The 25,074-nt window shown below is 70.7% G+C and carries 26 protein-coding genes and 2 pseudogenes; 13 read left to right on the top strand and 15 right to left on the bottom strand.

Annotated features, from left to right (window positions below):
• The first annotated feature begins 4 nt into the window (after positions 1–4).
• Both ABFX51_RS24700 and ABFX51_RS24695 read left to right on the top strand, forming a co-directional pair.
• The gene (locus tag ABFX51_RS24700; RefSeq protein WP_177228568.1) at positions 5–466 is read left to right on the top strand and encodes a MarR family winged helix-turn-helix transcriptional regulator; all 462 of its coding nucleotides are present in this window, start codon (positions 5–7) and stop codon (positions 464–466) included.
• A complete protein-coding gene (locus ABFX51_RS24695; RefSeq protein WP_177228567.1) occupies positions 463–1,032 on the top strand; it encodes a YbhB/YbcL family Raf kinase inhibitor-like protein in 570 nt (189 codons plus the stop codon). The genes ABFX51_RS24700 and ABFX51_RS24695 overlap by 4 nt, the downstream gene beginning before the upstream one ends.
• A gap of 652 nt (positions 1,033–1,684) precedes the next feature.
• On the opposite strand, the gene ABFX51_RS24690 is transcribed toward ABFX51_RS24695, so the two are convergent.
• On the bottom strand, positions 1,685–2,413 hold the full coding sequence (locus tag ABFX51_RS24690; protein WP_143249812.1) for a WGxxGxxG family protein: 729 nt from the start codon (positions 2,411–2,413) through the stop codon (positions 1,685–1,687).
• 204 nt (positions 2,414–2,617) lie between these two features.
• Here ABFX51_RS24690 and ABFX51_RS24685 point away from each other — a divergent pair, with 204 nt between their 5' ends.
• Positions 2,618–3,889, top strand: a complete 1,272-nt coding sequence (locus tag ABFX51_RS24685; protein ID WP_177228566.1) for a cytochrome P450 — start codon at positions 2,618–2,620, stop codon at positions 3,887–3,889.
• Here the strand turns inward: ABFX51_RS24685 and ABFX51_RS24680 are convergent.
• Complete coding sequence (locus ABFX51_RS24680) at positions 3,878–4,804, bottom strand: sugar-binding transcriptional regulator (RefSeq protein WP_091505186.1); 927 nt, start codon at positions 4,802–4,804, stop codon at positions 3,878–3,880. The genes ABFX51_RS24685 and ABFX51_RS24680 overlap by 12 nt on opposite strands.
• Before the next feature lie 151 nt (positions 4,805–4,955).
• Between ABFX51_RS24680 and ABFX51_RS24675 the strand changes: the two genes are divergently transcribed.
• From ABFX51_RS24675 to ABFX51_RS24660, 4 genes are read left to right on the top strand one after another with little or no spacing between them, the layout of a single operon-like run.
• Positions 4,956–5,960, top strand: a complete 1,005-nt coding sequence (locus ABFX51_RS24675; protein WP_091504889.1) for a zinc-dependent alcohol dehydrogenase family protein — start codon at positions 4,956–4,958, stop codon at positions 5,958–5,960.
• On the top strand, positions 5,953–7,293 hold the full coding sequence (locus ABFX51_RS24670; protein ID WP_091504888.1) for an ABC transporter substrate-binding protein: 1,341 nt from the start codon (positions 5,953–5,955) through the stop codon (positions 7,291–7,293). Before ABFX51_RS24675 ends, ABFX51_RS24670 begins: the two co-directional genes overlap by 8 nt.
• A complete protein-coding gene (locus ABFX51_RS24665; protein WP_091504887.1) occupies positions 7,290–8,219 on the top strand; it encodes a carbohydrate ABC transporter permease in 930 nt (309 codons plus the stop codon). Before ABFX51_RS24670 ends, ABFX51_RS24665 begins: the two co-directional genes overlap by 4 nt.
• Positions 8,216–9,043, top strand: a complete 828-nt coding sequence (locus ABFX51_RS24660; protein WP_091504886.1) for a carbohydrate ABC transporter permease — start codon at positions 8,216–8,218, stop codon at positions 9,041–9,043. The genes ABFX51_RS24665 and ABFX51_RS24660 overlap by 4 nt, the downstream gene beginning before the upstream one ends.
• Positions 9,044–9,481: 438 nt before the next feature.
• On the opposite strand, the gene ABFX51_RS24655 is transcribed toward ABFX51_RS24660, so the two are convergent.
• The 3 genes from ABFX51_RS24655 to ABFX51_RS24645 form a co-directional block, all read right to left on the bottom strand.
• Positions 9,482–9,670 carry a ferredoxin gene (locus tag ABFX51_RS24655; RefSeq protein WP_091504885.1) on the bottom strand — a complete coding sequence of 63 codons (189 nt, stop codon included), beginning with the start codon at positions 9,668–9,670 and terminating at the stop codon, positions 9,482–9,484.
• A gap of 9 nt (positions 9,671–9,679) precedes the next feature.
• Complete coding sequence (locus ABFX51_RS24650) at positions 9,680–10,858, bottom strand: cytochrome P450 (RefSeq protein ID WP_177228565.1); 1,179 nt, start codon at positions 10,856–10,858, stop codon at positions 9,680–9,682.
• A 133-nt stretch (positions 10,859–10,991) separates the two neighbouring features.
• Positions 10,992–12,101: a cytochrome P450 gene (locus ABFX51_RS24645; protein WP_091504884.1), complete on the bottom strand. Its 1,110-nt coding sequence runs from the start codon at positions 12,099–12,101 to the stop codon at positions 10,992–10,994.
• 183 nt (positions 12,102–12,284) lie between these two features.
• On the opposite strand from ABFX51_RS24645, the gene ABFX51_RS24640 reads away from it, so the two are divergent.
• Positions 12,285–12,920, top strand: coding sequence for a TetR/AcrR family transcriptional regulator (locus tag ABFX51_RS24640; RefSeq protein ID WP_091504883.1), 636 nt, complete (start codon positions 12,285–12,287; stop codon positions 12,918–12,920).
• A 90-nt stretch (positions 12,921–13,010) separates the two neighbouring features.
• Positions 13,011–13,670: a cutinase family protein gene (locus ABFX51_RS24635; RefSeq protein WP_091504882.1), complete on the top strand. Its 660-nt coding sequence runs from the start codon at positions 13,011–13,013 to the stop codon at positions 13,668–13,670.
• A 187-nt stretch (positions 13,671–13,857) separates the two neighbouring features.
• On the opposite strand, the gene ABFX51_RS24630 is transcribed toward ABFX51_RS24635, so the two are convergent.
• The 4 genes and pseudogenes from ABFX51_RS24630 to ABFX51_RS24615 form a co-directional block, all read right to left on the bottom strand.
• Positions 13,858–14,712 carry an aldehyde dehydrogenase family protein gene (locus tag ABFX51_RS24630; RefSeq protein ID WP_346055070.1) on the bottom strand — a complete coding sequence of 285 codons (855 nt, stop codon included), beginning with the start codon at positions 14,710–14,712 and terminating at the stop codon, positions 13,858–13,860.
• Positions 14,705–16,189, bottom strand: a complete 1,485-nt coding sequence (locus tag ABFX51_RS24625) for an aldehyde dehydrogenase family protein (RefSeq protein ID WP_091504880.1) — start codon at positions 16,187–16,189, stop codon at positions 14,705–14,707. Before ABFX51_RS24625 ends, ABFX51_RS24630 begins: the two co-directional genes overlap by 8 nt.
• Entirely contained in the window at positions 16,190–17,143 is a 954-nt protein-coding gene (gene deoC, locus ABFX51_RS24620) for a deoxyribose-phosphate aldolase (protein ID WP_091504879.1), read from the bottom strand.
• Positions 17,140–17,734: pseudogene (locus tag ABFX51_RS24615) on the bottom strand (DUF1707 SHOCT-like domain-containing protein). Before ABFX51_RS24615 ends, deoC begins: the two are co-directional and overlap by 4 nt.
• Positions 17,735–17,812: 78 nt before the next feature.
• On the opposite strand from ABFX51_RS24615, the gene upp reads away from it, so the two are divergent.
• A complete protein-coding gene (gene upp / locus ABFX51_RS24610) occupies positions 17,813–18,436 on the top strand; it encodes a uracil phosphoribosyltransferase (protein WP_091504877.1) in 624 nt (207 codons plus the stop codon).
• A 3-nt stretch (positions 18,437–18,439) separates the two neighbouring features.
• Here upp and ABFX51_RS24605 read toward each other — a convergent pair whose 3' ends face one another.
• Positions 18,440–18,979, bottom strand: coding sequence for a DinB family protein (locus ABFX51_RS24605; RefSeq protein WP_091504876.1), 540 nt, complete (start codon positions 18,977–18,979; stop codon positions 18,440–18,442).
• Positions 18,980–18,988: 9 nt separating this feature from the next.
• A complete protein-coding gene (locus ABFX51_RS24600; protein WP_091504875.1) occupies positions 18,989–19,582 on the bottom strand; it encodes a TetR/AcrR family transcriptional regulator in 594 nt (197 codons plus the stop codon).
• 83 nt (positions 19,583–19,665) lie between these two features.
• Here ABFX51_RS24600 and ABFX51_RS24595 point away from each other — a divergent pair, with 83 nt between their 5' ends.
• Together ABFX51_RS24595 and ABFX51_RS24590 are read left to right on the top strand one after the other, a co-directional pair.
• The gene (locus ABFX51_RS24595; protein WP_091504874.1) at positions 19,666–20,067 is read left to right on the top strand and encodes a MerR family transcriptional regulator; all 402 of its coding nucleotides are present in this window, start codon (positions 19,666–19,668) and stop codon (positions 20,065–20,067) included.
• Positions 20,064–21,044 carry an aldo/keto reductase gene (locus tag ABFX51_RS24590; RefSeq protein ID WP_177228564.1) on the top strand — a complete coding sequence of 327 codons (981 nt, stop codon included), beginning with the start codon at positions 20,064–20,066 and terminating at the stop codon, positions 21,042–21,044. Before ABFX51_RS24595 ends, ABFX51_RS24590 begins: the two co-directional genes overlap by 4 nt.
• Positions 21,045–21,085: 41 nt before the next feature.
• On the opposite strand, the gene hisS is transcribed toward ABFX51_RS24590, so the two are convergent.
• The 4 genes and pseudogenes from hisS to ABFX51_RS24570 all read right to left on the bottom strand — a co-directional run.
• On the bottom strand, positions 21,086–22,375 hold the full coding sequence (gene hisS / locus ABFX51_RS24585) for a histidine--tRNA ligase (protein ID WP_091505182.1): 1,290 nt from the start codon (positions 22,373–22,375) through the stop codon (positions 21,086–21,088).
• Positions 22,376–22,421: 46 nt separating this feature from the next.
• Positions 22,422–22,814 carry a hypothetical protein gene (locus ABFX51_RS24580; RefSeq protein ID WP_091504873.1) on the bottom strand — a complete coding sequence of 131 codons (393 nt, stop codon included), beginning with the start codon at positions 22,812–22,814 and terminating at the stop codon, positions 22,422–22,424.
• A gap of 33 nt (positions 22,815–22,847) precedes the next feature.
• Positions 22,848–23,300 (bottom strand): flavodoxin family protein, encoded by a 453-nt coding sequence (locus tag ABFX51_RS24575; RefSeq protein ID WP_091504872.1) that lies wholly within the window; start codon positions 23,298–23,300, stop codon positions 22,848–22,850.
• A gap of 249 nt (positions 23,301–23,549) precedes the next feature.
• Positions 23,550–24,251 (bottom strand): annotated as a pseudogene (locus tag ABFX51_RS24570) (helix-turn-helix transcriptional regulator); the annotation flags it as partial.
• Here ABFX51_RS24570 and ABFX51_RS24565 point away from each other — a divergent pair.
• On the top strand, positions 24,250–24,960 hold the full coding sequence (locus tag ABFX51_RS24565) for an SDR family oxidoreductase (protein WP_091504871.1): 711 nt from the start codon (positions 24,250–24,252) through the stop codon (positions 24,958–24,960). The pseudogene ABFX51_RS24570 and the gene ABFX51_RS24565 overlap by 2 nt on opposite strands.
• Positions 24,961–25,074: the final 114 nt, after the last annotated feature.

Here is a 25,074-nt window from a genome sequence, read left to right as displayed (position 1 = left end):
AATCGTGGCGAAGTCAGCGAAGGATGTGCCGATCCCGGAACTGGGTGCGGAGCTGCGCACCGCGGTCGCGCGCGTGTACAGCCGGTTCCGGTCCGAGCGGGCCGATGGCGAGGTGGCCGAGGCCGCCCTGCTCGTGTTGCACCAGTTGCGCAAGCACGGCCCGCTCAGCCTCGGCGAGCTGAGCGACCGTGCGCGGGTGACGCCGGGGTCGATGAGCCAGACCGTGAACCGGCTCGAAGCCGACGGTCAGGTCGTCCGCGAACGGGACTCCGCCGACCGGCGCCGGGTGTTGTTCGTGCTCACCGCGGGCGGGCGGGAGATCGCGGAGAAATCCTTGCGGCACCGGGAGAACTGGCTCAGCTCGCAGCTGGGCGCCCTCACCGCCGACCAGCGCCGCACCCTCGCGGAGGCCGCGCGCCTCCTCCAGGCGATCGCCGACTCCCCCTCGACGGAAGGCTCCTCGTGAAGCTGCTCGAACTCCTGCTGACCCCGCTCGGCTGGCTGCTGCGCCGCGAACGCGCGGACGAGGCACTCAGTGTCACTCGGGCCCCGGAACTGACCACTTCGGACCGGATCGAGGTCACTTCACCCGCTTTCCGCGACGGCGAAACGATTCCGGCCCGGCACTGCGGTCCGGGTATCGGCGTGAACACCTCACCCGCGCTGCGGTGGCGTGGACTTCCCGCGAGGACGCGTGCGCTGCTGTTGATCATCGAAGACGTGGACACGCCGACGGCGAAACCGGGCATCCACACGGTGGCCCTGTTCGACGCGGCGGTGTCCGAACTGGAGGAAGGTGCGCTGGCGGCTGAGGATGGGCGTTTCCGCTACGTGCCGAACCACCGCGGCCGCACCGGTTACGTGGGCCCCCGGCCGCTGCCCGGCCACGGGACGCACCGGTACCGGTTCCACCTGTACGCACTGGACACGGCCGTGGACCCGGGCGGGGGCGGTGCCGTGGACGGCCTGCTGCCGCGGCTGGCGGGGCACGTGCTCGCGGTCGGCACGTTGGAAGGGGTTCGGGCGGCGTGAGCGCTTTCTGGCGAGTGGCTCGTGCGGCGCGTGCTCGCCGTCGGCGCGTTGGCCGGGGCAGTGTCCGGGTAAGCGCTTTCAGGCGGCTGATTCCCGCCCAGGTTGGCCGGGCGCGCGCTTGCCGTCGGCGGGTTGGCCGGGGGCAGGGCGCGGGTAAGCGCTTTCAGGCGGCCGACTGCTGCCGTGGTTGGCCGGGCGCGTGCTCGCCGTCCGCGGGTTGGCGGGGTCAGGGCGGCGAAAGCGCTTTCCCATGGCTGACTCCCGCCCCGGTTGGCCGGGCGCGCGCTTGCCGTCTGCGGCCTGGCCGGGGGTCAGGCAACGTAAGCGCTTTCCCGAGGCTGGCTCATGCGTGCGGTGGTTGGTGGGCGCGTGCTCGCCTTCGGCGGGTTGGCCGGGACAGGGCCCGGGTAAGCGCTTTCTGGCGGCGGGCTCCTGCCCTGGCTGGCTGGGTGCGTGCTTGCCGTCGGCGGGCTGGCGGGGGTCAGGCCCGGGTAAGCGCTTTCTGGCGACCGACGCTTCCGTGGTTGGCCGGGCGAGTGCTTGCGGTCGGTGCCCTGGCGAGGGTCAAGGTCGGGTAAGCGCTTTCCCGACACCCCAAAAAAGAGCCGGCTCCTGCCCCGTCGGGGTGGGGCAGGAGCTGGCATTCTGCCGCTCAGAACCGGCGGCGCCTCCCCTCGGGCGCGGCACCGGTCGGCGGCGCGGTCTGCTCCGGTGGCGGGTAGTTGCCCATGGCACCCTGCTCGCCCACGGGCTGGCGGTAACCCGACTGCTCAGCCGCCGGGTACGCGGTCTGCTCACCCGCCGGCGGCGCATACGCGGGCTGCTCACCAGTCGGCGCGTACACCGGCTGCTCACCCGTCGGCGCCGAATACGCCTGCTGTTCCCCCGTCCCGTAGGCCTGCTGTTCCCCCGTCGCGTACCCAGGGCGTTCTCCCGTCGCGTACGCCGGGCGTTCCCCCGTCGCGTACGCCGGGCGTTCCCCGGTCGCGTACGCCGGGCGTTCCGCGGTCGAGGCGTGGGGCGGATACCCGGCCGCGACGGCGTTCGGGTACACGCCGGAAGCCGTGTCGGCGCGCGGCTCCTCCGGTCGGCGGGCGGGGCGCGGTTCGGGCACGACGTCGGACTTCGGCGTCCTCGGCGAGCGGCGCGTCAGGCCCAGCAGGCCGAGCAACCCGAACAGGCCGAGCAGCCCCCACATCCCGTTGTCGTTGGTCTTGTCGTTGTCGTTCCCCGGCTGGTCGTTGTCGTTCTGCTGCGATCCGGGCTGTGCGTACTGCGCCACGGGCACGGTCGCCGCCGTCGCTTCCGCGGCCGCCGGCGCGAGCGGCACGACCACGCCCAGCGCTGCCGCCGCCAGCCACCTGCCCACGTTCTTCGGCATGCCTACTCCCGTCTCCCGGTTCCGGGGCCCGTCCCCGCCACCTCGCTGCGGCTTACCCTGGCCGCTCCGAGCGGACCCCCTTTCTCACCGGTGTGGGTGCTTTGACTCACCTGGGTGAGTGACAGTGCGCGGGCTGTTACCGCGAAGTGGGGAGGCCGACAAACACGGGCGGAGCTGCGGGTTCCCGCGTGTAGCATCCGGACCATGACCGATCTTCGCTCCCGGGTGATCGGGTGGGCAGGGCGCAAGTACATCCAGCGGAAGCAGAAGAAGGGCGTGGACCTGCTTTCCCTGCTGCCCGAATCCACCCTGATGCCGTTGCGCCGCACCGGCCTCGACCCGGTGCCGGAGTTGGGGCACAAGCGCGGGACGGAACCCATCGCCCGGCTCAAGCTGCCGTTCGGGCTGCGCGCGTGGCTGGTCACCGGCTACGACGAGGCCAAGGAAGTGCTGGCCGCGGCGGGCAAGTTCAGCAACGACTACACCAACCTCGTGGGCACGGCGGGGATGTCCGCGGAGCAGAACCCCGGCGGCCTCGGGTTCGCCGACCCGCCGGACCACACGCGGCTGCGCAAGCTGCTGACGCCCGAGTTCACGATGCGCCGCCTGAGCCGGCTCACGCCGCGCATCGACGAGATCATCGAAGACCAGCTGAAAGCGATGGCGGCGGCCGAGGGTCCGGTCGACCTCATGCAGTCCTACGCGCTGCCGATCCCGTCGCTCACGATCTGCGAGCTGCTCGGCGTCTCCTACGCCGACCGCGCGGACTTCCAGCGGCTGAGCACCGTCCGGTTCGACCTGTTCGCCGGGGCGGGCGCGTCCTTCGGGGCGATTTCGGAGTCCCTGTCGTACCTGATGGAGATCGTCAAGAAGCAGCGCGAGTCGCCGGGGGACGGGCTGCTCGGGATGCTCATCAAGGAGCACGGCGACGAGATCTCCGACGTCGAGCTGGCCGGGCTGGCCGACGGCGTGCTCACCGGTGGGCTGGAGACGACCGCGAGCATGCTGGCGCTGGGCGCGATCGTGCTGCTGCGCGACCGCGAAACGTTCGAGCGCGTGCGGGACGACGACGAGTCGGTGAACCCGTTCGTCGAGGAACTGCTGCGGTACCTGACGGTGGTGCAGGTGGCCTTCCCGCGCTTCGCCAAGGAAGACGTCGAGATCGCGGGCGCGCGCATCGCGAAGGGCGACGTCGTGTTCGTGTCGCTCAGCGGCGCGAACCGGGACGCGAAGCTGGGCGAGGACATGGAAACCTTCGACGCGACGCGTGAGCCGTCGTCGCACCTGGCGTTCGGCTGGGGCGTGCACCGGTGCATCGGCGCGGAGCTGGCGCGGATGGAGCTGCGTGCCGCGTACCCCGCGCTCGTGCGCCGGTTCCCGGACATGCACCTGGCCGTCGCACCGGACGAGCTCGCGTACCGCCAGACGTCCGTCGTCTACGGCGTCGACACCCTGCCGGTGTCGCTAACCCGCTAGCCGGGGCAGGCGGATGGCGGCCGGGGTGTCCGTGATGAGCGTGGACACCAGGCCCGAGCGCAGCACGGCGTCGATCGCCTCGGCTTTGGGGGCCGTGTAGCCGAGTGCGATGACCTCGGGCACGCGCAGCAGCTCCTCCGTGCTGATCGCGAGGACGTGGTGCGCCAGCCCGGTGTCCATCGGCTTGCCCTCGCCGTCGAACAGCCGCGCCGCGACCTCCGCCTTCGCGCCGCGCTCGGCGATCGCCCTGCGCTCGTCCGGGTGCACGGCGTCGTACACAGTGGACTCACCGGGCAGCCACGCGCCGATGCTCACCACGGCCTTCGTCAGGTTCTTGAACTGGCCGAACGTCTCCGCGATCCCCGGCTGCCGCCGCAGGATCTCCGTCGTGCGCCGGTCGGGCAGCACGAGCGGGCCGTAGATCGGGTACGCCTCGCCGCCCGACGTCGCGGCCAGCCGCGCCACCGTCTCCACCGAGCGGTCCCGGCTGTCGATGCCCGCCTGCACCCCGCACAGCTGGACCACCGGGACCTTCGGCAGCCTGCGCACGGCCTCCGTCGTCACGTTCACCGAGCGCGCCCACGACAACCCGAGCACGTCGTTCTCCGTGACGATCTCCGACAGCAGCCGCGCCGCGACCGCGCCGATGCGCCGCCGCACCTCCGGCCGCTCGCCCTCGCTCGCCGTGCGGTCGAGCACGAAGCACTGGTCCAGCTCGTAGGCCGCCCGCACCTGGTCCGACAGCTTCACGTCCACCGGCACCGGCAGGTCGAAGTCGATGCGCACCAGCCCGCTCTCGCGCGCCCAGTCGAGCACGCGCGCGACCTTGAAGCGGCTGATGCCGAACTCCTCGGCGATCTCGATCTTGGACCGGCCGCCCACGTAGAACCGGTGGGCGATGACGGCCGAGGTCATCGTGTCCGCGAGATTCCGCTTGACGCTCACTTGAGCACTATAGCGTCCTGCTGGTTGACGAGGTATGGGCGAAAGTCCTCTAATGCTCGGGCATGCATAGGACCACAGTGTCGTGACGCGCTCATTTGAGCGCAGGGAGAGGTGAGCCGGAGTGCGGGCCGCGATCGTTGACCAGCCGGGTTCGATTCGGGTCGGCGAGGTGCCCGACCCCACCCCCGGGGAACGCCAGGTGGTGGTCAAGGTGGGCGCCACCGGGATCTGCGGTACGGACCTGCACATCGCCGACGGCCACTTCCCGCCCACCCCGTACCCGATCGTCCCCGGCCACGAGTTCGCCGGCGAGATCGTCGAGGTCGGGCCGGACGTGCCGGGCGGCTGGCAGGTGGGTGACCGGGTCGCGGTCGACCCGTCGCTGTTCTGCGGGTACTGCGACCCGTGCCGCGCGGGCCACGGCAACCTCTGCGAGAACTGGGGCGCCACCGGCGACACGGTGGACGGCGCCTTCGCCGAGTACGTCGCCGTGCCCTCGGCGAACTGCTACCGCCTGCCCGACCACCTGAGCTGGCAGGAGGGTGCGCTCGTCGAGCCGGTTTCCTGCGCCGTGCACGGCGTGCGCCGGATCGGCGTCGAGGCGGGAGAGCGCTTTCTCGTCGTCGGGGCCGGCACGATGGGCCTGATCATGCAGCAGCTCCTGCAGCGGGCGGGCGCGCGGGTCACGATGGTGGACCGCAACACCAGCCGCCTGCCGCGGGCCAAGGACCTCGGCGCGCACGCCGTCGCCGGTGACGTGTCCGAACTGGACGGTGAGCGGTTCGACGCCTCCGTCGACTGCACCGGTGCCGCGCCCGCGATGGAGGCCGCGTTCGACGCGCTGCGCCGCGGCGGCCGGTTCCTGGTGTTCGGGGTCGCGCCCGCCGAGGCCCGGATAGCGCTTTCTCCCTTCCGTATCTACAACGACGAGATCACGGTGGTGGGTTCGATGGCAGTACTGCACTCCTACGGGGCCGCGCTCGACCTGGTCGCCGGTGGCGCGATCGACACCAGGGCGCTGCTCACCGACGCGCTTCCACTCGAGAAGTTCCCGGAAGCACTGGACCTCATGCGCAGTGGTGCGGGGCTGAAGGTGCAGGTGCTGCCGGGAGGGACCGATGCGTAAGCGCCTCGCCCTGCTGGCGGTCGCCGCACTGCTCGCGCTGACGGGCTGCGCCGGTGCCGGCGCGATCGGCTCGGGCGGGCGGACGCTCGTCATCGCCATCGTGGCCAACCCGCAGATGAACGACGCGATTTCGCTGTCCGGCGAGTTCGAGCGGGCCAACCCCGGCGTGAACCTGAAGTTCGTGTCGCTGCCGGAGAACCAGGCCCGCGCGAAGATCACCGCCTCCACCGCCACGCAGGGCGGCGAGTTCGACGTGGTGATGATCAGCAACTACGAGACCCCCCAGTGGGCGGCGAACGGCTGGCTGGAGAACCTGCAGCCCTACGTCGACCGTACCCCCGGCTACGACCCGGGCGACTTCATCCCGAGCATCAAGGAGTCGTTGTCCTACAACGGTTCCCTGTACGCGGTGCCGTTCTACGGCGAGTCGTCGTTCCTGGCCTACCGCAAGGACCTGTTCGAGAAGGCCGGGCTGACCATGCCCGAGCACCCGACTTGGCAGCAGATCGCCGACTTCGCCGCGAAGCTCGACGACAAGGCGGCCGGGATCTCCGGTATCTGCCTGCGGGGCAAGCCGGGCTGGGGCGAGAACCTCGCCCCGTTCGACACCGTCGCGAACACGTTCGGCGCCTCGTGGTTCGACCAGAACTGGAACGCGCAGCTGACCTCGCCGGAGTTCAAGCAGGCGGCGAACTTCTACGTCGACCTGGTGCGCAACCACGGTGAGGTCGGGGCGTCGAGCGCCGGGTTCTCGGAGTGCGGCACGCGGTACGCCCAGGGGCAGGCCGCGATGTGGTACGACGCCACGGTCATGGCGGGCACCAACGAGGACCCCGAGAACAGCAAGGTCGTCGGCAAGTCCGGTTACGTCGCCGCGCCCGTCGTGCGTACCCAGTCCAGCGGCTGGCTCTACACGTGGTCGCTCGCGATCCCCAAGGTGGCCAAGGACAAGCAGGCCGCGTGGAACTTCCTGAACTGGATGACCGGCAAGGAGTTCGTGCAGCTGGTCGGCAAGACCTACGGCTGGAACCGCGTGCCGCCGGGCTGCCGTCTGTCCACTTACGACATCCCCGAGTACCGCGAAGCCGCGAAGGCCTACGCCCAGCCGACGCTGGACAGCATCGACGCGGCGAAACCGGAGAACGTGCACGTGACGCCGGTGCCCTACACTGGCATCCAGTTCGTCGGCATCCCCGAGTTCCAGGACCTCGGCACGCGCGTCAGCCAGGAGCTGTCCGCCGCCATCGCCGGGCAGGTCTCGGTCGACGAGGCACTGGAGCAGTCCCAGAAGTACGCGCAGACCGTCGGCGAGTCCTACCGGGAGACGAAATGACTGCGGTAGCTCCCTCACTGGAAACCCCCGCCCGCGCCACGACGGCCAGGACCCGCTCGCGCTCCGGCGCGTGGGCCCGCCGGGCGCCGTTGCTGCCCGCGCTGTTGTTCACCATCATCGTGACGCAGATCCCGTTCGTGGTCACGGTGATCTACTCGTTCCAGTCGTGGAACCTCGTCCGCCCCGGCTCGCAGCACTTCGTCGGCCTGCGGAACTACGCCGACGTGTTCACCGACAGCCAGTTCCGCGGCGCGCTGCTCAACACCGTGCTGATCACGGTGGTGTGCGTGTTCGTCGCGCTGGTGCTCGGGCTCGGGCTGGCGCTGCTGCTCGACCGCAAGTTCCTCGGCCGCGGGGTGGTGCGCACGCTGCTCATCACGCCGTTCCTGATCCTGCCCGCCGCCGGGGCGCTGCTGTGGAAGACCACGATGTTCGACCCGACGTACGGGCTGCTGAACTTCGTGTTCGGCGGGGACACGGACTGGTTGTCGGAGTTCCCGCTGGCGTCGGTGATGGCGCAGATCGTGTGGCAGTGGACGCCGTTCATGATGCTGCTGCTCCTGGCCGGGCTGCAGAGCCAGCCGAAGGACGTGCTGGAGGCCGCTTCGGTGGACGGGGCGGGGAAGTGGCGCACGTTCGCGTCGATCACCCTGCCGCACCTGTCGCGCTACATCCAGCTTTCCGTGCTGCTGGGCGCGATCTACATCGTGAACAGCTTCGACGCGATCTTCCTGATGACGCAGGGCGGGCCGGGCACGGCCAGCACGAACCTGCCGTACTACATCTACCAGCGCGCGTTCCAGGGCTTCGACATCGGCCAGTCGTCCGCGATGGGCGTGGTGACGGTCGTGCTGACGCTGATCGTGGCGACGTTCGCGCTGCGGCTGATGTTCCGCACCTTCGACGTGAGCAGGGGTGTGAAATGACGACGCACGCACAACGCCGCGCGGGCGGGATTTCGCTGAGCGTGGTCACCTGGGTCATCGCGATCCTGTTCGTGTTCCCGCTGATCTGGATGGTGCTGACCTCCTTCAAGCAGGAGGCCGACGCCTACACCGATCCGCCGCGCCTGTTCTTCTCGCCGACGCTGTCGCAGTTCGCGAACATCATCGAGCGCGGTTTCCTGCCGTACCTGGCGAACTCCGCGTTCGTGACGGTCGTGTCCACGCTGATCGTGCTGCTGGTGGGCGTGCCCGCGGCGTACGCGCTTTCGCTCGCGCCGGTGCCGAAGACCAGCAACGTGCTGGGCTTCTTCCTATCCACGAAGATGCTGCCGATCGTCGCGGCGATCATCCCGCTGTATGTGATCTCGCAGCGGACGCAGCTGCTGGACAACGTGCTGGTGCTGATCATCCTCTACACCGCGATGAACCTGCCGCTGGCGATCTGGATGCTGCGCTCGTTCTTCCTCGAGGTGCCGACGGAGATGATCGAGGCGGGCCGGGTGGACGGCGCGAAGCTGCCGTTGCTGCTGTACCGGGTGATCCTGCCCGTGGTGGCGCCCGGCATCGCGGCGACCGCGTTGATCTGCGTCATCTTCTCGTGGACGGAGTTCTTCTACGCGGTGAACCTGACCGCGGCCCGCGCCGGCACGGTGCCGGTGTTCCTGGTCGGGTTCATCACGAGCGAGGGCCTGTACTGGGCGCAGCTGTCCGCGGCGGCGCTGCTGGCGTCCCTGCCGGTGATGATCGTCGGCTGGATCGCGCAGAACCACCTCGTCCGCGGCCTGTCGATGGGCGCGGTGAAGTAACGCGCTGAGGAGCGGGGGGCACCGGCGGCGCGCCGCCGACCTGCCTTTGCGGGCTGGTCGCGGCGCGCCGCCCGTACGGAGCGGCTGGACCAGGAACTGCAGGCGGCGTGCGCGGAGTTCGCCGCCTTGGCCGGCCAGGCGCGGCGGCTCGCGGGCGACCGCTGGTACCGCCGCCACGAGGGCGCGGACGAGGCGGTCCAGCTGGCCGCGGCCGACGCCTTCTACGCCGCGAGGACCGAGGCGTGGGCCGCCTACTACCGGATGGTGGACGCCGAGCTGGCGTCGCTGGCCGAGCGGACCATCGCGGTCATCGGGGACGTCGAGGCCGCCGCGGACCAGGCGCAGTTGCGCGAACGGCGCGAGCGGGCCGCCGAGTCGATCACCCGGTTCGCCCGCTCGGCCGCCGCGCGGCTGCGCGCCGACCCTCAAAACCCCGGGTCACTCCTCGATCGACAGGGCCTGGCTCGGGCAGATGTGCACCGCCTCGCGCGCCTTCTGCTCGTCGGCGGGGTGCTCGGCGAGGACGATGACCGTGCCGTCCTCCTCGCTCTGGTCGAAGGTCTTCGGGTCGGTGAGCACGCACTGCCCGGCGCCAACGCAGACATCGGTGTCGGCCACGATTCGCATGGTTTCCCCTTACCAGGTCACGGGAAGTTCGTACACCCCGTAGACGATCCCGTCGTCCTTGTACTGCAGTTCGCCGGACGGGACGGCGAGCCGCAGGCTCGGTGCGCGCTGGAACAACGTCTCGAAGACGACCTGCAGTTCCATCCGCGCGAGGTTCTGGCCGAGGCACTGGTGCGCCCCGAAGCCGAAGGCGATGTGGTGCCGGGCACCGCGTTCGATGTCGAATTCGTCGGGGTTGTCGAACGCTTCCGGGTCGCGGTTGGCGATGGCTCCCAGCGGCAGCACGCCGTCACCGGCGCGGATGCGCACGCCCCCGAGTTCGACGTCCTCGACGGCGACGCGGCGGCTCGCGTACTCCGCGATCGTGAAGTAGCGCAACAACTCCTCGACCGCGTTCGGCACCTTCGCCGGGTCCTCGCGGATCGCGGCGAGCGCCTCGGGGTGCTCCAGCAGCATGATCGTGCCCAGCGAGATCATGTTCGCGGTGGTCTCGTGCCCGGCGACGAGCAGCAGGAAGGCGAGGCCGACCAGTTCCCGCTGGTCGTCGTACCTCGGCAGCTGCCTGGTCAGCAGGTCGTCGCCCGGCTCGCGTTCCTTCCGCTGGACCAGCTCCAGCAGGTACTTCTGCAGCGCGCCGAGCGCCGCCGCGAGTTCCTCGCGCGGAGCTGTGCGCCGGAGCAGTTTCGCCGACTGCTCCTGGAAGAACTCGTGGTCGGCGTAGGGCACGCCGAGCAGTTCGCAGATGATCAACGACGAGACCGGCAGGGACAGCGCCTGCACGAGGTCGGCCGGCTTCGGGCCGGCGAGCATCGCGTCGAGGTGCTCGTCGACGACCTCCTGGATGCGGGGACGCAACGCGGCCACCCGCTTGACCGTGAAGTCGCGGAGCACGGACCGGCGGACGGGCCCGTGTTCCGGCGGGTCCATGCCGATCATGGACACCCGCAGGTTGGTCGTCGTCTGCTGCTGCCCGGTCAGCACCGGGAAGCCGGGGTGGCTCCGGTCGGAGCTGAACCGCGGGTCGGTGAGCATCGTCCGGATGTCCTGGAGCCTGGTCAGCGCCCAGAGCTCACGGCCGTTGGGCAGGACCACCCTGGCCACGGGGGTCTCGTCGCGGAGCGCGCGGTGTTCCTCGCGTGGCGCGAACGGACAGCTCCTGGTGATGGGGAGCGGCGAAGCAGTGGTCACGGTTCCACCCCGATCCGAGACTGGGAATTGCGGACGAACTCCGGCGACGTGCGGGGCCCGACGCTACCGAGCCGGGGCACCGCCGTCCACGAGCCCGTGCCGGGTCTGCCCGCTCGCTCCCCACCACTTACCTTCACCAGGTCACGGGAAGTTCGTACACCCCGTAGACCGCCGCGTCCTCCTTGTACGGCAGCTCGTCCGCCGGTTTCGCCAGCCGGAGCGTCGGCACGCGGCGGAACAGCGTGTCGAACACGATCTGCAGCTCCATCCGCGCGAGGTTCTGGCCGAGGCACTGGTGCGCCCCGAAGCCGAAGGCGATGTGGTGCCGGGCGCCGCGTTCGATGTCGAAGTCGTCAGGGCGCTCGAAGGCCTCCGGATCCCGGTTCGCCGTGTTGCCGAGCGCGATGACGCCCTCGCCCTTGCGGATGAGCACCCCGCCGAGTTCGACGTCCTCGACGGCCACGCGCGAGTTCGCCAGTTCGGCGATCGTGAAGTACCGCAGCAGTTCCTCGACGGCGTCCGGGGTCTTCGCCGGGTCTTCGCGGATCACGGCGAGCGCCTCGGGGTGCTCCAGCAGCGTGATGGTGCCGAGCGAGATCATGTTCGCCGTGGTCTCGTGCCCGGCGATGAGCAGCAGGAACCCGAGGCTGACCAGCTCCTCGCGGTCGTCCTGCTTCGCCAGCTGCCTGCTGAGCAGGTCGTCACCGGGTGCCTGCGCCTTCTTTTCGAGCAGGTCGAACAGGTAGTCCCGCAGCTCGTTGACCGCCGTCGAGCGCTCCTCGGCCGGGGTGGTGCGCCGCAGCAGCTTTGCGGACCGCTCCTGGAAGAACTCGTGGTCGGCGTAGGGCACGCCGAGCAGTTCGCAGATCACCAGCGACGGCACCGGCAGGGACAGCGCCCGCACGAGGTCCGCGGGTTTCGGGCCGGCGAGCATCGCGTCGAGGTGCTCGTCGACGATCTCCTGGATGCGCGGGCGCAACGCGGCCATCCGCTTGACGGTGAACTCCCCGACCACCGCCCGGCGGGCCGGCCCGTGCTCGGGCGGGTCCATCCCGATCAGGGACGCGCGGAAGAGCGGCGGCTGCTGCTGCCGCTCGACCAGGAGCGGGAAGCCCGGGTTGCGCCGGTCGGAGCTGAACCGGGGGTCGGTCAGCATGGTCCGGATGTCCTCGTGCCGGGTGAGCGCCCAGCCTTCGCGGCCGTCGGGCAGCGTCACCCGGGAGATGGGTTCCTCCTCCTGCATCCGGCGGTGTTCCTCGCGTGGCGCGAAGGGACAGGTTCTCGTGATGGGAAGCGGCGAAGCAGTGGTCACGGTTCCACCCCGATCCGTACTGTGAGTATGCGGACGAACACCTTCCACTTCTTTGCCGACGCTACCGAACCGGAAGGACTTCGTCCACCTCCCGTGGGATGCGACAATCGGGACATGACCGCTGACCCGGAGGTCCGCCTGCGTGCCGACGCCCGGCGCAACCGCGACCAGATCGTGGCGGCGGCGAAGGCGATGTTCCTGGAAAAGGGCCTCGACGTACCGATGGAGGAGATCGCCCGCCGGGCCGGGGTCGGCGTCGGCACGCTCTACCGCCGCTTCCCGGACCGGGACGCGCTCATCCGCGCGGTCGCCCAGGACAACTTCGCGCAGATGCTCGCCGAGGCCGAGGCCGCGGCGGCCGAGGAGCCGACGGCGTGGGACGCGCTGGTGCGGCTGCTCAGCGGTTCGCGCCCGCTGCGGTTGAGCATGCACCTCGCCCTGCTGTCCCAGCAGGCGTGGACCGTCGTCCGCGACGACCCGGAGACCCAGCGCTACCGGGATGCGATCCTCGAGATCTTGGAGAACCTCGTCGGCGAGGCGCAGCGTGAGGGCGTGATGCGCGCCGACGTCGGAGCCGGTGACGTGGCGGTGCTCGTGTCGCTGCTGCTCAAGCGGCTGCCCGCGCCCCCGGACGAGGAGCTCCAGGTGCACGACCGCGTCCTGGCGCTCATGCTCGACGCACTGCGCGCCCGGCCGGGCGCGCCGCTGCCCGGCCGTCCCGTGACCGGGGACGATCTCCGCAGGCGCTGACTCCCGCCGGGACTGGCGGATATGCCGATGCGGGCGTTACGGCCGTGACTTATTTTCCGACTCGTCGCGTTCGAGAAAGGAACTGACGTCATGGTCCGCATCACCCGGCTGCTCACGGCGCTCGCCGCCGCCACCTTCGCACTGACCGCCGCCGCGCTCCCGGCCGCCGCGGCGGACGCGAAGGCCACGTGCTCCTCGCTGGAGGTCGTCTTCGCCCGCGGGAGCGGCGAGGTGCCGGGGCTGGGCGTCGTCGGCACTCCGCTGGTGTCCGCCGTGAAGTCGGCGGTCGGCTCGTCCTCGGTCTCGTCGTACGCCGTGAACTACGCGGCCAGCTACGACCAGACGAGCGCCGGCCCCGGCGCGACCGACATGAGCAACCACATCAAGACGACCGCCGCGCAGTGCCCGGACACGAAGTTCGCGATCGGCGGCTACTCGCAGGGCGCGAGCGTCACCGACATCGCGATCGGGATCCGCACCTACCTGGGCACCGGGCAGACCATTCCCACGGACCTGGCCTCCCGCGTGGTGGCGGTCGTCGCGTTCGGCAACCCGCTCGGGCTTTACGGCCAGACCATCAAGACCGCCAGCCCGACGTACGGCCCGAAGTCGCTGGAGTTCTGCAACCGCGGTGACACCGTCTGCGGCGGCACCGGCACGGGCCCCGGCTACGGACACCTGAGCTACCCGAACGACGGCAGCGTGAACACGGCCGCCGCCTTCATCGCGAAGCAGTACAACGCGTCCTGAAGCAGCGGACACCGGCGGCCCCGGGAAAGGGGCCGCCGGTGTCGGCGCCCGGCGGCGGCTGAGGCCGTGCGGTACGAGCGCGAACCGGCTCTCCGGCCGCATGGGGGCTCGCAAGCGGGCGAGTCACTCCGGGGTGCCAAGGTCGCGCGGTGCGAGCGCGAACCGGACCGCGAGGCGATCTTCTCGCTCAGTTCCCCATCGGGTGCCAGACGGTCTTCGCCTCCAGGTAGCGGCGCAGGCGCGTGATGTCCGGCCGCAGCGTCCAGTCCGGCTCCTCGGCGGGCACGTTCAGCACCCGCTTCACCGTGCCCGCGGCGTCGCGCGCCAGGGCGGCCCTGTCCTCCGCGCCCGTCGGGTCCAGCGCGTTCACGTCGGCGTGCGAAGCCAGCCACGGGCCCAGTTCCGCCGCGCGCCCGGTGAGGATGTTCGCCACCCCGCCGGGCAGGTCGGACGTCGCGAGCACCTCGGACAGCGTGATCGCGGGCAACGGCCGTTCCTCGCTGCTCACCACGACCGCCGTGCAGCCCGTCGCGAGCACCGGCGCCAGCACGCTCACCAGCCCCAGCAACGACGACCGCTGCGGCGCCAGCACCCCGACCACCCCGGTCGGCTCCGGCACGGTGAACGAGAAGTACGGCCCCGCAACGGGGTTCGCAGCGCCGAGGACGCTCGCGATCTTGTCGGTCCAGCCCGCGTACCACACCCAGCGGTCGATCGCGGCGTCCACAGTGGACGCCGCATGCCGGGAACCCTCGGACGCCGACACCTCGGCGATGAACTGGTCCCGCCGGCCCTCGAGCATCTCGGCCACCCGGTACAGCACCTGCCCTCGGTTGTACGCCGTGGCGCCGGACCAGCCGGGGAAAGCCTTGCGGGCAGCGGAAACCGCGTCGCGGACGTCCTTGCGGGACGCCTGCGCGGCGTTGGCGAGGAACTTGCCCTTGTCGTCCGTCACCGGGTACACCCGGCCCGACTCCGACCGCGGGAACTTTCCGCCGATGAACAGCTTGTAGGTCTTCGCGACAGCGATCCGGTCAGACATCCAAGTACCCCTCCAGGCCGATGCGGCCACCTTCACGGCCGAAGCCCGACTCCTGGTACCCGCCGAACGGCGCGGCCGGGTCGAAGCGGTTGAACGTGTTCGCCCAGACGACCCCGGCACGCAGCCGGTTCGCGACGGACAGGATCCGCGACCCCTTCTCGGTCCAGATCCCCGCCGACAGCCCGTACGGCGTGTTGTTCGCCTTGGCCACCGCCTCGTCGGGCGTGCGGAACGTGAGCACCGACAGCACCGGCCCGAAGATCTCCTCGCGCGCGATCCGCATCGACTGGTGCACGTCGGAGAACACCGTGGGGGCGAAGAAGAACCCGCGCTCCGGCACCGGGCACGAGCTGGTCCACCGCTGCGCGCCCTCGGCCTCGCCGGAGTCGACGAGCTCGCGGATCTTCGCCAGCTGCTCCGCGGAGTTGATCGCGCCGATGTCGGTGTTCTTGTCCAGCGGGTCGCCCAGCCTCATCGTCGAGACGCGGTACCGCAGCTTCTCCAGCAGTTCGTCCGCAATGGACTCCTGCACGAGCAGCCGCGAGCCCGCGCAGCACACGTGCCCCTGGTTGAAGAAGATCCCGTTCACGATGCCCTCGACGGCCTGGTCCAGCGGCGCGTCGTCGAACACGATGTTCGCCGCCTTGCCGCCCAGCTCCAGCGTCAGCCGTTTCGGCGTGCCCGCGACCTCGCGCTGGATCAGCTTGCCGACCTCGGTGGACCCGGTGAAGGCGATCTTGTCGATGCCCTCGTGCCGCACCAGCCACGAACCGACGTCCCCGGCGCCCGGCAGGATGTTCACCACGCCCGGCGGCAGGTCGGCCTGCTGGCAGATCTCCGCGAACACCAGCGCCGTCAACGGGGTCGTCTCCGCGGGCTTGAGCACCACGGTGTTCCCCGTCGCGAGCGCTGGCGCGATCTTCCACGCCAGCATCAGCAGCGGGAAGTTCCACGGGATGATCTGCCCGGCCACGCCGAGCGGCTTCGGCTCGGGGCCGAAGCCCGCGTACTCGAGCTTGTCCGCCCAGCCCGCGTGGTAGAAGAAGTGCGCCGCGACCGTCGGCAGGTCCGAGTCGCGCGACTCCTTGATCGGCTTGCCGTTGTCGAGCGTCTCCAGCACGGCCAGCTCACGCGACCGCTCCTGGATCAGGCGCGCGATGCGGAACAGGTACTTCGCGCGCTCGGTGCCGGGCATCCGGCCCCACACCTTGTCGTAGGCCCGCCGCGCCGCCTTCACGGCGGTGTCCACATCAGACTCACTCGCCGTGCCGACCTCCGCGAGGATCTCCTCCGTGGCGGGGTTGATGGTCTTGAGCGGCTCGCCGGAGCCGTCGACGAACTCGCCGTCGACGAAAGGCCGGTAGCTGGGTTTGAGGTTCGCCAGGTCGCGCGATTCTGGCGCGGGGGCGTATTCGAATAAAGATTGGCGGCGCAAAGCGTCTCCATCGGGGGTGGTGGTCGGGCGACGGGCGGGCATCTAGTCCACCGTCACGTAGTCAGGGCCGCTGTAGTGGCCGTCGAGCTGGGTGCGCCGCTGCAGCAGCAGGTCGTTGAGGAGGCTGGACGCGCCGAACCGGAACAGCTCCGGCGTGAGCCACTGCTCACCGGCGACCTCGTGCACCGCCACCAGGTACTTGATCGCGTCCTTGGTCGTCCGGATACCACCGGCGGGCTTGACGCCCCGCAGTTCGCCGGTGCTGGTGAACCAGTCGCGGACGGCCTGCAGCATCACGTGCGTGACCGGCAGCGTCGCGGCGGGGGAGACCTTGCCGGTGGAGGTCTTGATGAAGTCACCGCCCGCGAGCAGCGCGAGCCACGACGCCCGGCGCACGTTGTCGTACGTGGCCAGTTCGCCCGTCTCGAGGATGACCTTCAGGTGCGCGTCACCGCAGGCGGCCTTGACCGCCTGGATCTCCTCGAACACCTGCCCGTAGCGGCCTTCGAGGAACGCGCCGCGGTCGATCACCATGTCGACCTCGGTGGCCCCGGCGGCCACGGCGAACTCGACCTCGGCGAGCTTGATCTCCCGGCTGGTCCGCCCGGAGGGGAACGCGGTCGCGACGCTCGCCACGCCGATCCCCGTGCCGCGCAGGCTTTCCACCGCCGTGGCGACGAGGTCGGGGTAGACGCAGACGGCGGCGACCCGCGGGGTGCCGGGCCGCTCGGGGTCGGGCAGCTTGGCCTTCGCGGCCAGCGCGCGGACCTTGCCCCGGGTGTCGGCGCCTTCGAGGGTGGTCAGGTCGACCATCGAGATCGCGGTGTCGATGGCCCAGAGCTTGGCGGCCTTCTTGATGCTGCGCGTGCCCAGCGAAGCGGCCCTGGCCTCGACGCCGACCTGGTCGACGCCGGGCAGGCCGTGCAGGAACCGGCGCAGGCTGGCGTCGTCGCGGGTCGCGTCGTCGAGCCCCGCCGGGAGAGTAGGTGTGCTCACCCCTCGATAGTAGGTTGCTGCTTTCGCGGCTTCCGATGAACTGTGACGCCACCCCAGAAGGCGAAACCCGTGATCTTCACCGTCGGCGCGCCCGGCGGTGGCGCCCGCGTGGTCCTGGCTCTCGAACGCACCCATGAGCCCGATGCCGTTGACGTCCACCACGATGTCGTCGGGCACCACGATGTCGATCCCGCCCATGATCGCGATCGCCGTGATGGTGGAGTGGCGCTCGGCGAAGCGCGCGCCCCGCAGGTCGAGCTCGACGCCGCCCCAGAACGCGAAGCTCGTGTGGTTCGGCGGCACCACCCAGTTGCCCTTGCGGTTGGCCCCGGACATCACCGCGATGGACGCCTGCGAGCCCGGGATCCCGCCGATGCGCGTGTCCACCGCCTGCGACGGGGCGTGCGCGACGGCCTTGCCCACCGACACGCCCGGCAGGTCCGCGATCGGCGGCTCCAGCTCCACGAGCGTCTTCGCCGCGTACACCGTGTCGAGCCGTTCTTCCAGCTCGGCCACGGTGATCCGGCCTTCGGACAACGCGTTGTGCAGGATCTGCGCCACCCGCTCGCGGTCGGCGTCCGACGCCCGCATCGGTGGTCTTTCCGGGGTCCCCTCCGTCACGCAGGTGAGCGTAGCGGCACCGGCCCGCGCGGCGGGTACCTTTTCCCCATGGACGTCCTGGTAGTCGACCACCCCCTGGCCAAGGACAGGCTCTCGACCATGCGGGACGCCCGCACCGACAGCGCCGCCTTCCGCGCCGCGCTGCACGAGCTGACCGTGATGCTGATCTACGAAGCCACCCGCGAAGCTCCGGTGCGGGCCGAGCGCATCCACACCCCGGTCGCCCGCACCCAGGGGTACCGGCTGGCGAACCCGCCGCTGCTCGTGCCGGTGCTGCGGGCCGGCCTCGGCATGGCCGACCAGGCGCACAAGCTGATCCCCGACGCGCAGATGGGCTTCGTGGGCCTCGCCCGCGACGAGGAGACCCTGCAGCCGACGCCGTACCTGGAGTCGCTGCCGGAAAGCCTCGCCTCCCGGCCGGTGTTCGTGCTCGACCCGATGCTCGCCACGGGCGGTTCGATGGTCTACACGATCCAGCTGCTCGCCGAGCGCGGTGCCACGGACGTGACGGCGATCTGCGCGCTGGCGGCCCCGGAAGGGCTGAAGCGGCTGGAGGAGTCCGGCCTGCCGGTGCGCGTGGTGACGGCGAGCGTGGACGAGCGGCTCAACGACTCGGGCTTCATCGTGCCGGGCCTCGGCGACGCGGGCGACCGGCAGTACGGGCCGCGCTGAGGGCTATTCCCCGGTCTCCCCGTCGACGGCCTCGCGGAGGAGGTCCGCGTGGCCGTTGTGCCGGGCGTACTCCTCGATCATGTGGCAGACGATCCAGCGCAGGTTGGGCACACGCCCGTCCTGCCACGGCTGGACCGCCATCCGGTCGAGCCCGCCGTCCGCGAGCGCCTCGTCGACCAGCTCGCGGGAGCGGGCCACGGTGTCCTGCCACAGCGTGCGGAGTTCCTCCGGGCTGTCGGCGGCGGCCGTCGTCCACTCCCAGTCGGGCTCGGCCTGCCAGTCGATCCCGGTGAACACCGGCAGCGGGTCGTGCCCGAACAGCCGCCGGGAGAACCAGTGGTCCTCGACCCACGCGAGGTGCTTGAGCATCCCGCCGAGCGTCATGGTGGAGGCGCCGACCGTCGCGGTGAGGCCGTCGGCGTCCAGCCCGGCGCACTTCCACTCGAAGGTCGCACGCTGGAACTCCAGGAAGCCCAGCACCGTGGCGGTTTCGCCCGCCGCGACCGGGGGTTCGGGGCGGCCCTGCTCGTCGATGACGGTCACGGCCGGAGTCTAGTGGCGCCGCCACCCCCCGGCGTGTGCGCGCAGCGCGGTTTCGTAGGACGAGGCCACGTCGAAGTCCGGTGGCAGGGTGCCGTTGAGTTCGAGCGAAACGAGCCCGTGCACCAGGCCCCACGCGCTGATGGCGATCGTTTCGGGTGCGACGTCCTCGAACTGGCCCGACTCGACCCCGTTCCGCACGACCTCGACCAGCGGCGCGAGCGCCTCCCGTCCGAGCCGCTGGGCCTCCTCGGTGGGCTCGAAGCCCGGGACGGCGGTCGTGAACATGACCGAGTAGAGGTGCGGGTCGGCGAGCGCGCTCTCCCGGTAGACCAGTCCCAGCCGCACGAGGTCCTCGACGGCGTCCCCGGTCCGCTCGACCGCCCGCATCCGCGCACCGAACCGGTGAAAACCCTCGGCGTACAGCGCGTTGACGAGATCCGGTTTGCTGCCGAACAGGGAGTACACGGCGGTGGTCGACGTGCCGGCGTCGGCGGCGAGCCTGCGCAGGCTGAGCGCCTTGGCGCCCTCCGTGGACAGCAGTTCTCCGGCTCGGTCGAGCAGGCGCAGCCGCAGTGCTTCGTCGTGCGTGCGAGGACGGGGCATGGTCCCAGCGTATCGCAACACTGTTATCAATCCGGCCGCGGGAGTTGACCTGGAGTGCACTCCAGGTCGTACTGTCAGCCACCATGAGCTACTCGATAGCGGAAGCCGCCCGCCGGAGCGGGCTGTCCATCGACACGCTCCGGTACTACGAGCGCATCAAGCTGGTCGACCCGCCGGCGCGCGACACGGCGGGCCGCCGGGCCTACTCGGACGAGGACCTGGCCTGGCTCGAGTTCCTCACCCACCTGCGGACCACCGGCATGCCCATCAAGATGATGCGCGAGTACGCGCAGCTGCGGCGCCACGGCGACGCGAGCGCCGCCCGCCGCATGGGCATCCTGATCGAGCAGCGGAACTCCGTGCGGGCCAGGATCGCCGAGCTGCAGTCCTGTTTGGACATACTCGACTACAAGATCGACAACTACGACCGGATCTGCCGCGACATGGTGGCCGTCGGGGTGACCGTGGAGGAGATGTCGGCGTGATCCCGACGAGGAAGCTCGGTGCGCTGGAAGTGGGCGCGCAGGGCCTGGGCTGCATGGGGATGAGCCACGCCTACGGGGTGCGTGACAACGACGAGGAGTCGATCGCCACCATCCACCGCGCGCTCGACCTCGGCGTGACGCTCATCGACACGGCGAACGTCTACGGCGCCGGGACCAACGAGGAGCTCGTCGGCCGCGCGATCGCCGACCGCCGCGACCGGGTCGTGCTGGCGACGAAGTTCGGCATCGTCTTCGGCGAGGACGGGCAGGGTGTCCGCGGCGACGCGGCGTACGTCCGGCAGTGCTGCGAGGAGTCCCTGCGGCGGCTCGGCCTCGACCACATCGACCTGTACTACCAGCACCGCGTGGCCCCGGACGTGCCGATCGAGGAGACGTGGGGCGCGCTGGCCGAGCTGGTCGAGGAGGGGAAGGTCCGCTACCTCGGCATCTCGGAGGCGTCCGCGGACAGCATCCGCCGCGCCCACGCCGTGCACCCGGTGACGGCGCTGCAGAGCGAGTGGAGCCTGTGGACGCGGGAGCTGGAGGACGAGGTCGTGCCCGTGTGCCGTGAGCTGGGTATCGGCATCGTGCCGTTCTCGCCGCTGGGCCGCGGTTTCCTCACCGGCGCCGTGCGGTCGGTCCAGGACCTGCCGGAGGACGACATGCGGCGCGGCCTGCCGCGGTTCGCGGAGGGGAACTTCGACCGCAACCTCGCGATCGTGGAAGCGCTGCGGGCGCTGGCCGCCGAAAAGGGCGTCACGCCAGGGCAGCTCGCGCTCGCGTGGGTGCAGCACCGCGGCGCCGACGTCGTCCCGATCCCCGGCACGAAGCGCCGCACGTACCTGGAGGAGAACGTCGCGGCGGCGACGCTGGAGCTGTCCGCCGACGACCTCGCCCGCATCGAGGCCGCGGCACCGGAGGACGCCGTGGCCGGCGAACGCTACCCGGCGCACCTGGCCCGCAACGCGGGTCGCTGAAGCCCCCGTGGTCGCGTCTGGGCAGGCGCGACCACGGGTTTTCAGGCCAGCAGCTCCGCGACCGCGGCGGCGGCTTCCGTCAGCGCGACCACGCGCTGCTCCCGCGTCGCCAGCGAGCGGACCGTCACGTTGCCCGCGGCCCAGTCCTCCTGGCCCACGATCACGACCACCTTGGCGCCCGCCTTGTCCGCGCGGCCCAGTTCCTTGCCGAGCTTGCGCAGCTCCAGCGGCGTCGACGTGCGCATCCCGGCGCCCCGCAGCTCGGTGGCGACCTGCCGGGCGGCCCCGGCCAGCTCCTCGGCGACGGGGATGACCACGACGTCGACCTCGCTGCGCGGCTGCGGCGTCAGGCCGTGCGTGCCGAGGAAGTCCATCAGCGTCACGTCACCCATGCCGAAGCCGATGCCCGGGATCTGCTGCGACGTGAACATCCCGGCGAGGTCGCTGTACCGGCCGCCGCCGAAGAGCGCGCGGTTGTTCTCCGGCGAGGTGTCGAAGACCTCGAACACGGTGGACGTGTAGTACGCCAGCCCGCGCACGATCATCGGGTCGAACCGCACCAGGCCCGCGGCCTCGTTGGCCAGCACCTTGACGAGGTTCGACGTCTCCTTGACCTGCTCGGGCAGCTCGTCCAGCAGCGCCGTGCCGGCACCGAGCACGTCACCCAGCTTCTCGAACTGCTTGTCCGGCAGCCCGATCTCCTCGGCCTGCGTGGCCAGGGTCTCGCGGTCGTACTTCTCCCACCGGTCGACCAGCCCGAACACCTGCGGCAGCTGCTCGGCGGTCACCCCGACCAGGTCGGTCAGCGCGCTGGAGAGCAGGTTCCGGTCGTTGGCGCGCACGACGAACATGTCGTCGGTCGCGCCGACGCCCCGCATCAGATCGTGAACCAGCTCGAAGATCTCGATCTCGCAGTTCGCGCTGTCCGAGCCGAAGATGTCGGCGTTGATCTGCCAGTGCTCACGCACGCGGCCCCGCTGCGGCCGCTCGTAGCGGTGGCAGTTCGGGTGGCTGTACCAGCGCACCGGGAACTGCAGCGAGCCCGCGTTCCCGGCGATCATCCGCGCCACCGACGGCGTCATCTCCGGCCGCAACGCCAGCCGGCGGCCACCGCGGTCGGTCAGCGTGTACAGCTGCTGGTCGGCGATCTCCTGCCCGGACTTGCGCTCGTAGATCTCGGCGGATTCGAGGACCGGCCCGTCGTAGCGCTGGTAGCCGTACCGCTCCAGCACGTCGTAGAGATGGCCGAACACCTGCGTCCGGACGGACATTTCCGGGGGCAGGAAATCCCTGGTCCCCCGGTACGGCGCGGTCGGCAGGTACTCGGGCACGACGATCCTCACGGTCGGAAAACTGGTGTGCGCCCAGTTTATCCAGCTAGGCGACGGCCACACCCCAGGCCGTCAGGAGCATCGCCGCCCCCAGCAGCACCGCGCCGCTCACCGTCACCCGGTGGGCGAGCGCCTTGCGGGGGAGCAGGTGCAGGAACAGGCCGCCGGACTGGGCGAGGACGCCGAACAGGAGCAGGAAGCACGTCACCCAGCGGAGTGCTTCGCCGAGCCCGCCCTGACCGAGCAGCTGGAGCGCGACCAGCGCGAGGACGAGCAGCACGCCCGCGTGCGCGTGCCCGGCGCGGAAGAACGCCCGCTGCTCCTCGGTGAGCCTGCGCCTGCGCAGGAGGCCGAGCAGGGAGTAGCCGCCGAACATGACGGTGGGCAGTGACACCAGCGCGATGACGGTGAACAGCTGGACAGGACCGGTGAGCGTCATGCCAGTGACCATAACACTGTTTTAAAAACAGTGTCACGGAACCAGGTGCGCCGCTACTGTCGCGCCCAGCTCCCAGCAGGCCTCCAGGTCGCCCTTGCCCGGCTCGCCGGTGACGGTGACCGCGGCGGCGACCTGCTGCCAGCCCAGCCCGGTCGTGATCGCCTCGATGCCCCGGACGGTCCCGGCGACGTCGCTGCCGCCGTGCACGTAGTAGCCGAACGGCCGTCCGCGGGTGGCGTCGAGGCAGGGGTAGTAGACGGTGTCGAAGAAGTGCTTGAGCGCGCCGGACATGTACCCGAGGTTCGCGGGCGTGCCGAGGAGGAAGCCGTCGGCGGCGAGCACGTCGGGCGCGGTGGCCGCGAGCGCGGGCTTGCGGACGACCGACACCCCTTCGAGCTCGTCGGTGGTCGCTCCGGCCACGACGGCCTCGAACATCGCCTGCACGTTCGGCGAAGGTGTGTGGTGGACGATCAGCAGGGTCGGCATGGCAGCCGAACCTAGTGGCTCACCTGTCCCAGGTCCTGCGTGCCGACGACCTTGAGCAGCTGCAGCGCCTCGTGCCCGGACGTGCCGGGCTCGGTGGTGAACAGCACCAGCTGCTGGTCCCGCTCGGAAACCAGCAGCACCTCGCAGTCGACCTCGAACTCGCCGACCAGCGGGTGCCAGAGTGCCTTGCGCCGGGTGCGCCACGACGTCATGCCGGGACCAGAGCTCCGCGAACTCGTCACTGCCCGCGCGCAGCTCGTCGACGAGTTCCCGCACGTACGTGTCGTCGGGGTACTTCGCCGCCGCGGTGCGCAGCCTGCCGACGGCGGTCCGGCCGAAGTCCGAGTGGTACCAGCGGAAGCCGTCGTCGGGCTGGGGCAGGAAGTGGCGCCGGGCGAGGTTGCGCTCGCGGCGGCCGAACCTCGTCAGGTCACCCATCAGCGCGGAGGCGAGCGGGTTCCACGCCAGCACGTCGAAGGCGATGTCGGTGACGTACGCGACGGCGTCGTCCAGCCGGTCGATCAGGTGCAGCAGACCGGGCGTGACCTCGCGCGACGGCCCAGGGGGCAGGTCCGGCACCTCGCCCGCGAGGTGGAACAGGTGGGCCCGCTCCTCGTCGGACAGCCGCAGCGCCCGCCCGATCCCCGTCAGCACCTGCCGCGAGGGCTGTGGCCCGCGAGCCTGCTCGAGCCGCGTGTAGTAGTCCGTGGAGATCGCGGCCAGGCCTGCCACCTCCTCCCGGCGCAGGCCGGGAGTCCGCCTGCGCAGTCCGGCGGGCAGCCCGACGTCCCGCGGCTGCAGTTTCGCCCGCCTCGTCCGCAGGAAGTCCGCCAGTCCTTTCCGGTCCACGTCCCCAGTCTGCGGCGTGCCGGTGGTTGCTGCCAGGGACCGCCGGTCCCTGGTTGAACGGTCTCTGCCACCGGTGCGCCCCAGCGCCGAGGGTGGAGGCATGAACGAGAAGATCGCCCTGGTCACGGGCGCCAACAAGGGAATCGGCAGGGAGACCGCGCGGCTGTTGCTGGCCGAGGGGGTCACCGTGCTCATCGGCTCGCGGGACGCCGCGCGCGGCCAGGCCGCCGCCGAAGAGCTGGGGGCGAGCGCCCTCACCATCGACGTCACCGACCAGGAATCGGTGGAGGCCGCCGCGAAGGAGGTCGACCAGCGGTACGGCCGGCTCGACATCCTGGTGAACAACGCCGGCATCAACCCCCCGGGGCAGGCGCGGCCGAGCGAGACGACGGCCGAGGTGGTGCGGACCGCCTACGAGACGAACGTCTTCGGCGTCGTCCGGGTGACCAACGCCTTCCTCCCCCTGCTGCGCCGCTCCACCTCGCCGCGGATCGTGAACGTGTCCAGCGAGCTGGGCTCGCTCGCCATCAGCAGCGACCCGGGGTGGTACGCCGACCACCCCATGCTGCTCGCGTACAGCACGTCGAAGTCCGCGGTCAACTCCCTCACCGTCATGTACGCGCACGAGCTCGCGGCCGACGGGATCAAGGTGAACGCCGCCGCGCCCGGCCTGTGCGCGACGGACCTCAACGAGTACCGCGGGTCGCGGACCGCCGCCGACGGTGCCGCGGTGATCGCCCGAGTCGCACTGGCCGCCGACGACGTCCCGTCCGGTCAGTTCCTCGCCGAAGCCGGGATCGTGCCCTGGTAACCGTTCTGACCTGCTGTTTTGTGGTTAACGGACCCCCCTGTTCCAGGGGGGTTCCAGGGTGTGTAATCTTCTCTTCGTCGCCAGGGAGACCGGGCGGCGCGGGGCCACGAACCA

The sequence above is a fragment of the Amycolatopsis dongchuanensis genome (assembly GCF_039542405.1).
GTDB lineage: Bacteria > Actinomycetota > Actinomycetes > Mycobacteriales > Pseudonocardiaceae > Amycolatopsis_E > Amycolatopsis_E sacchari.
The sequence above is the reverse complement of the archived record's forward strand: the minus strand, read 5'-3'. Positions and strand labels throughout refer to the sequence as shown.

Bases quoted from the DNA above. Each gene is read 5' to 3' on its own strand.
- ABFX51_RS24640 (WP_091504883.1), top strand. From the start codon at position 12,285: ATGACCGCTGACCCGGAGGTCCGCCTGCGTGCCGACGCCCGGCGCAAC.
- ABFX51_RS24635 (WP_091504882.1), top strand. From the start codon at position 13,011: ATGGTCCGCATCACCCGGCTGCTCACGGCGCTCGCCGCCGCCACCTTC.
- ABFX51_RS24625 (WP_091504880.1), bottom strand. From the start codon at position 16,189: ATGCCCGCCCGTCGCCCGACCACCACCCCCGATGGAGACGCTTTGCGC.
- ABFX51_RS24660 (WP_091504886.1), top strand. From the start codon at position 8,216: ATGACGACGCACGCACAACGCCGCGCGGGCGGGATTTCGCTGAGCGTG.
- ABFX51_RS24630 (WP_346055070.1), bottom strand. From the start codon at position 14,712: ATGTCTGACCGGATCGCTGTCGCGAAGACCTACAAGCTGTTCATCGGC.
- ABFX51_RS24670 (WP_091504888.1), top strand. From the start codon at position 5,953: ATGCGTAAGCGCCTCGCCCTGCTGGCGGTCGCCGCACTGCTCGCGCTG.
- ABFX51_RS24685 (WP_177228566.1), top strand. From the start codon at position 2,618: ATGACCGATCTTCGCTCCCGGGTGATCGGGTGGGCAGGGCGCAAGTAC.
- ABFX51_RS24665 (WP_091504887.1), top strand. From the start codon at position 7,290: ATGACTGCGGTAGCTCCCTCACTGGAAACCCCCGCCCGCGCCACGACG.
- ABFX51_RS24565 (WP_091504871.1), top strand. From the start codon at position 24,250: ATGAACGAGAAGATCGCCCTGGTCACGGGCGCCAACAAGGGAATCGGC.
- ABFX51_RS24595 (WP_091504874.1), top strand. From the start codon at position 19,666: ATGAGCTACTCGATAGCGGAAGCCGCCCGCCGGAGCGGGCTGTCCATC.
- ABFX51_RS24600 (WP_091504875.1), bottom strand. From the start codon at position 19,582: ATGCCCCGTCCTCGCACGCACGACGAAGCACTGCGGCTGCGCCTGCTC.
- ABFX51_RS24575 (WP_091504872.1), bottom strand. From the start codon at position 23,300: ATGCCGACCCTGCTGATCGTCCACCACACACCTTCGCCGAACGTGCAG.
- ABFX51_RS24645 (WP_091504884.1), bottom strand. From the start codon at position 12,101: ATGCAGGAGGAGGAACCCATCTCCCGGGTGACGCTGCCCGACGGCCGC.
- upp (WP_091504877.1), top strand. From the start codon at position 17,813: ATGGACGTCCTGGTAGTCGACCACCCCCTGGCCAAGGACAGGCTCTCG.
- ABFX51_RS24655 (WP_091504885.1), bottom strand. From the start codon at position 9,670: ATGCGAATCGTGGCCGACACCGATGTCTGCGTTGGCGCCGGGCAGTGC.
- ABFX51_RS24580 (WP_091504873.1), bottom strand. From the start codon at position 22,814: ATGACGCTCACCGGTCCTGTCCAGCTGTTCACCGTCATCGCGCTGGTG.
- ABFX51_RS24680 (WP_091505186.1), bottom strand. From the start codon at position 4,804: ATGACCTCGGCCGTCATCGCCCACCGGTTCTACGTGGGCGGCCGGTCC.
- ABFX51_RS24690 (WP_143249812.1), bottom strand. From the start codon at position 2,413: ATGCCGAAGAACGTGGGCAGGTGGCTGGCGGCGGCAGCGCTGGGCGTG.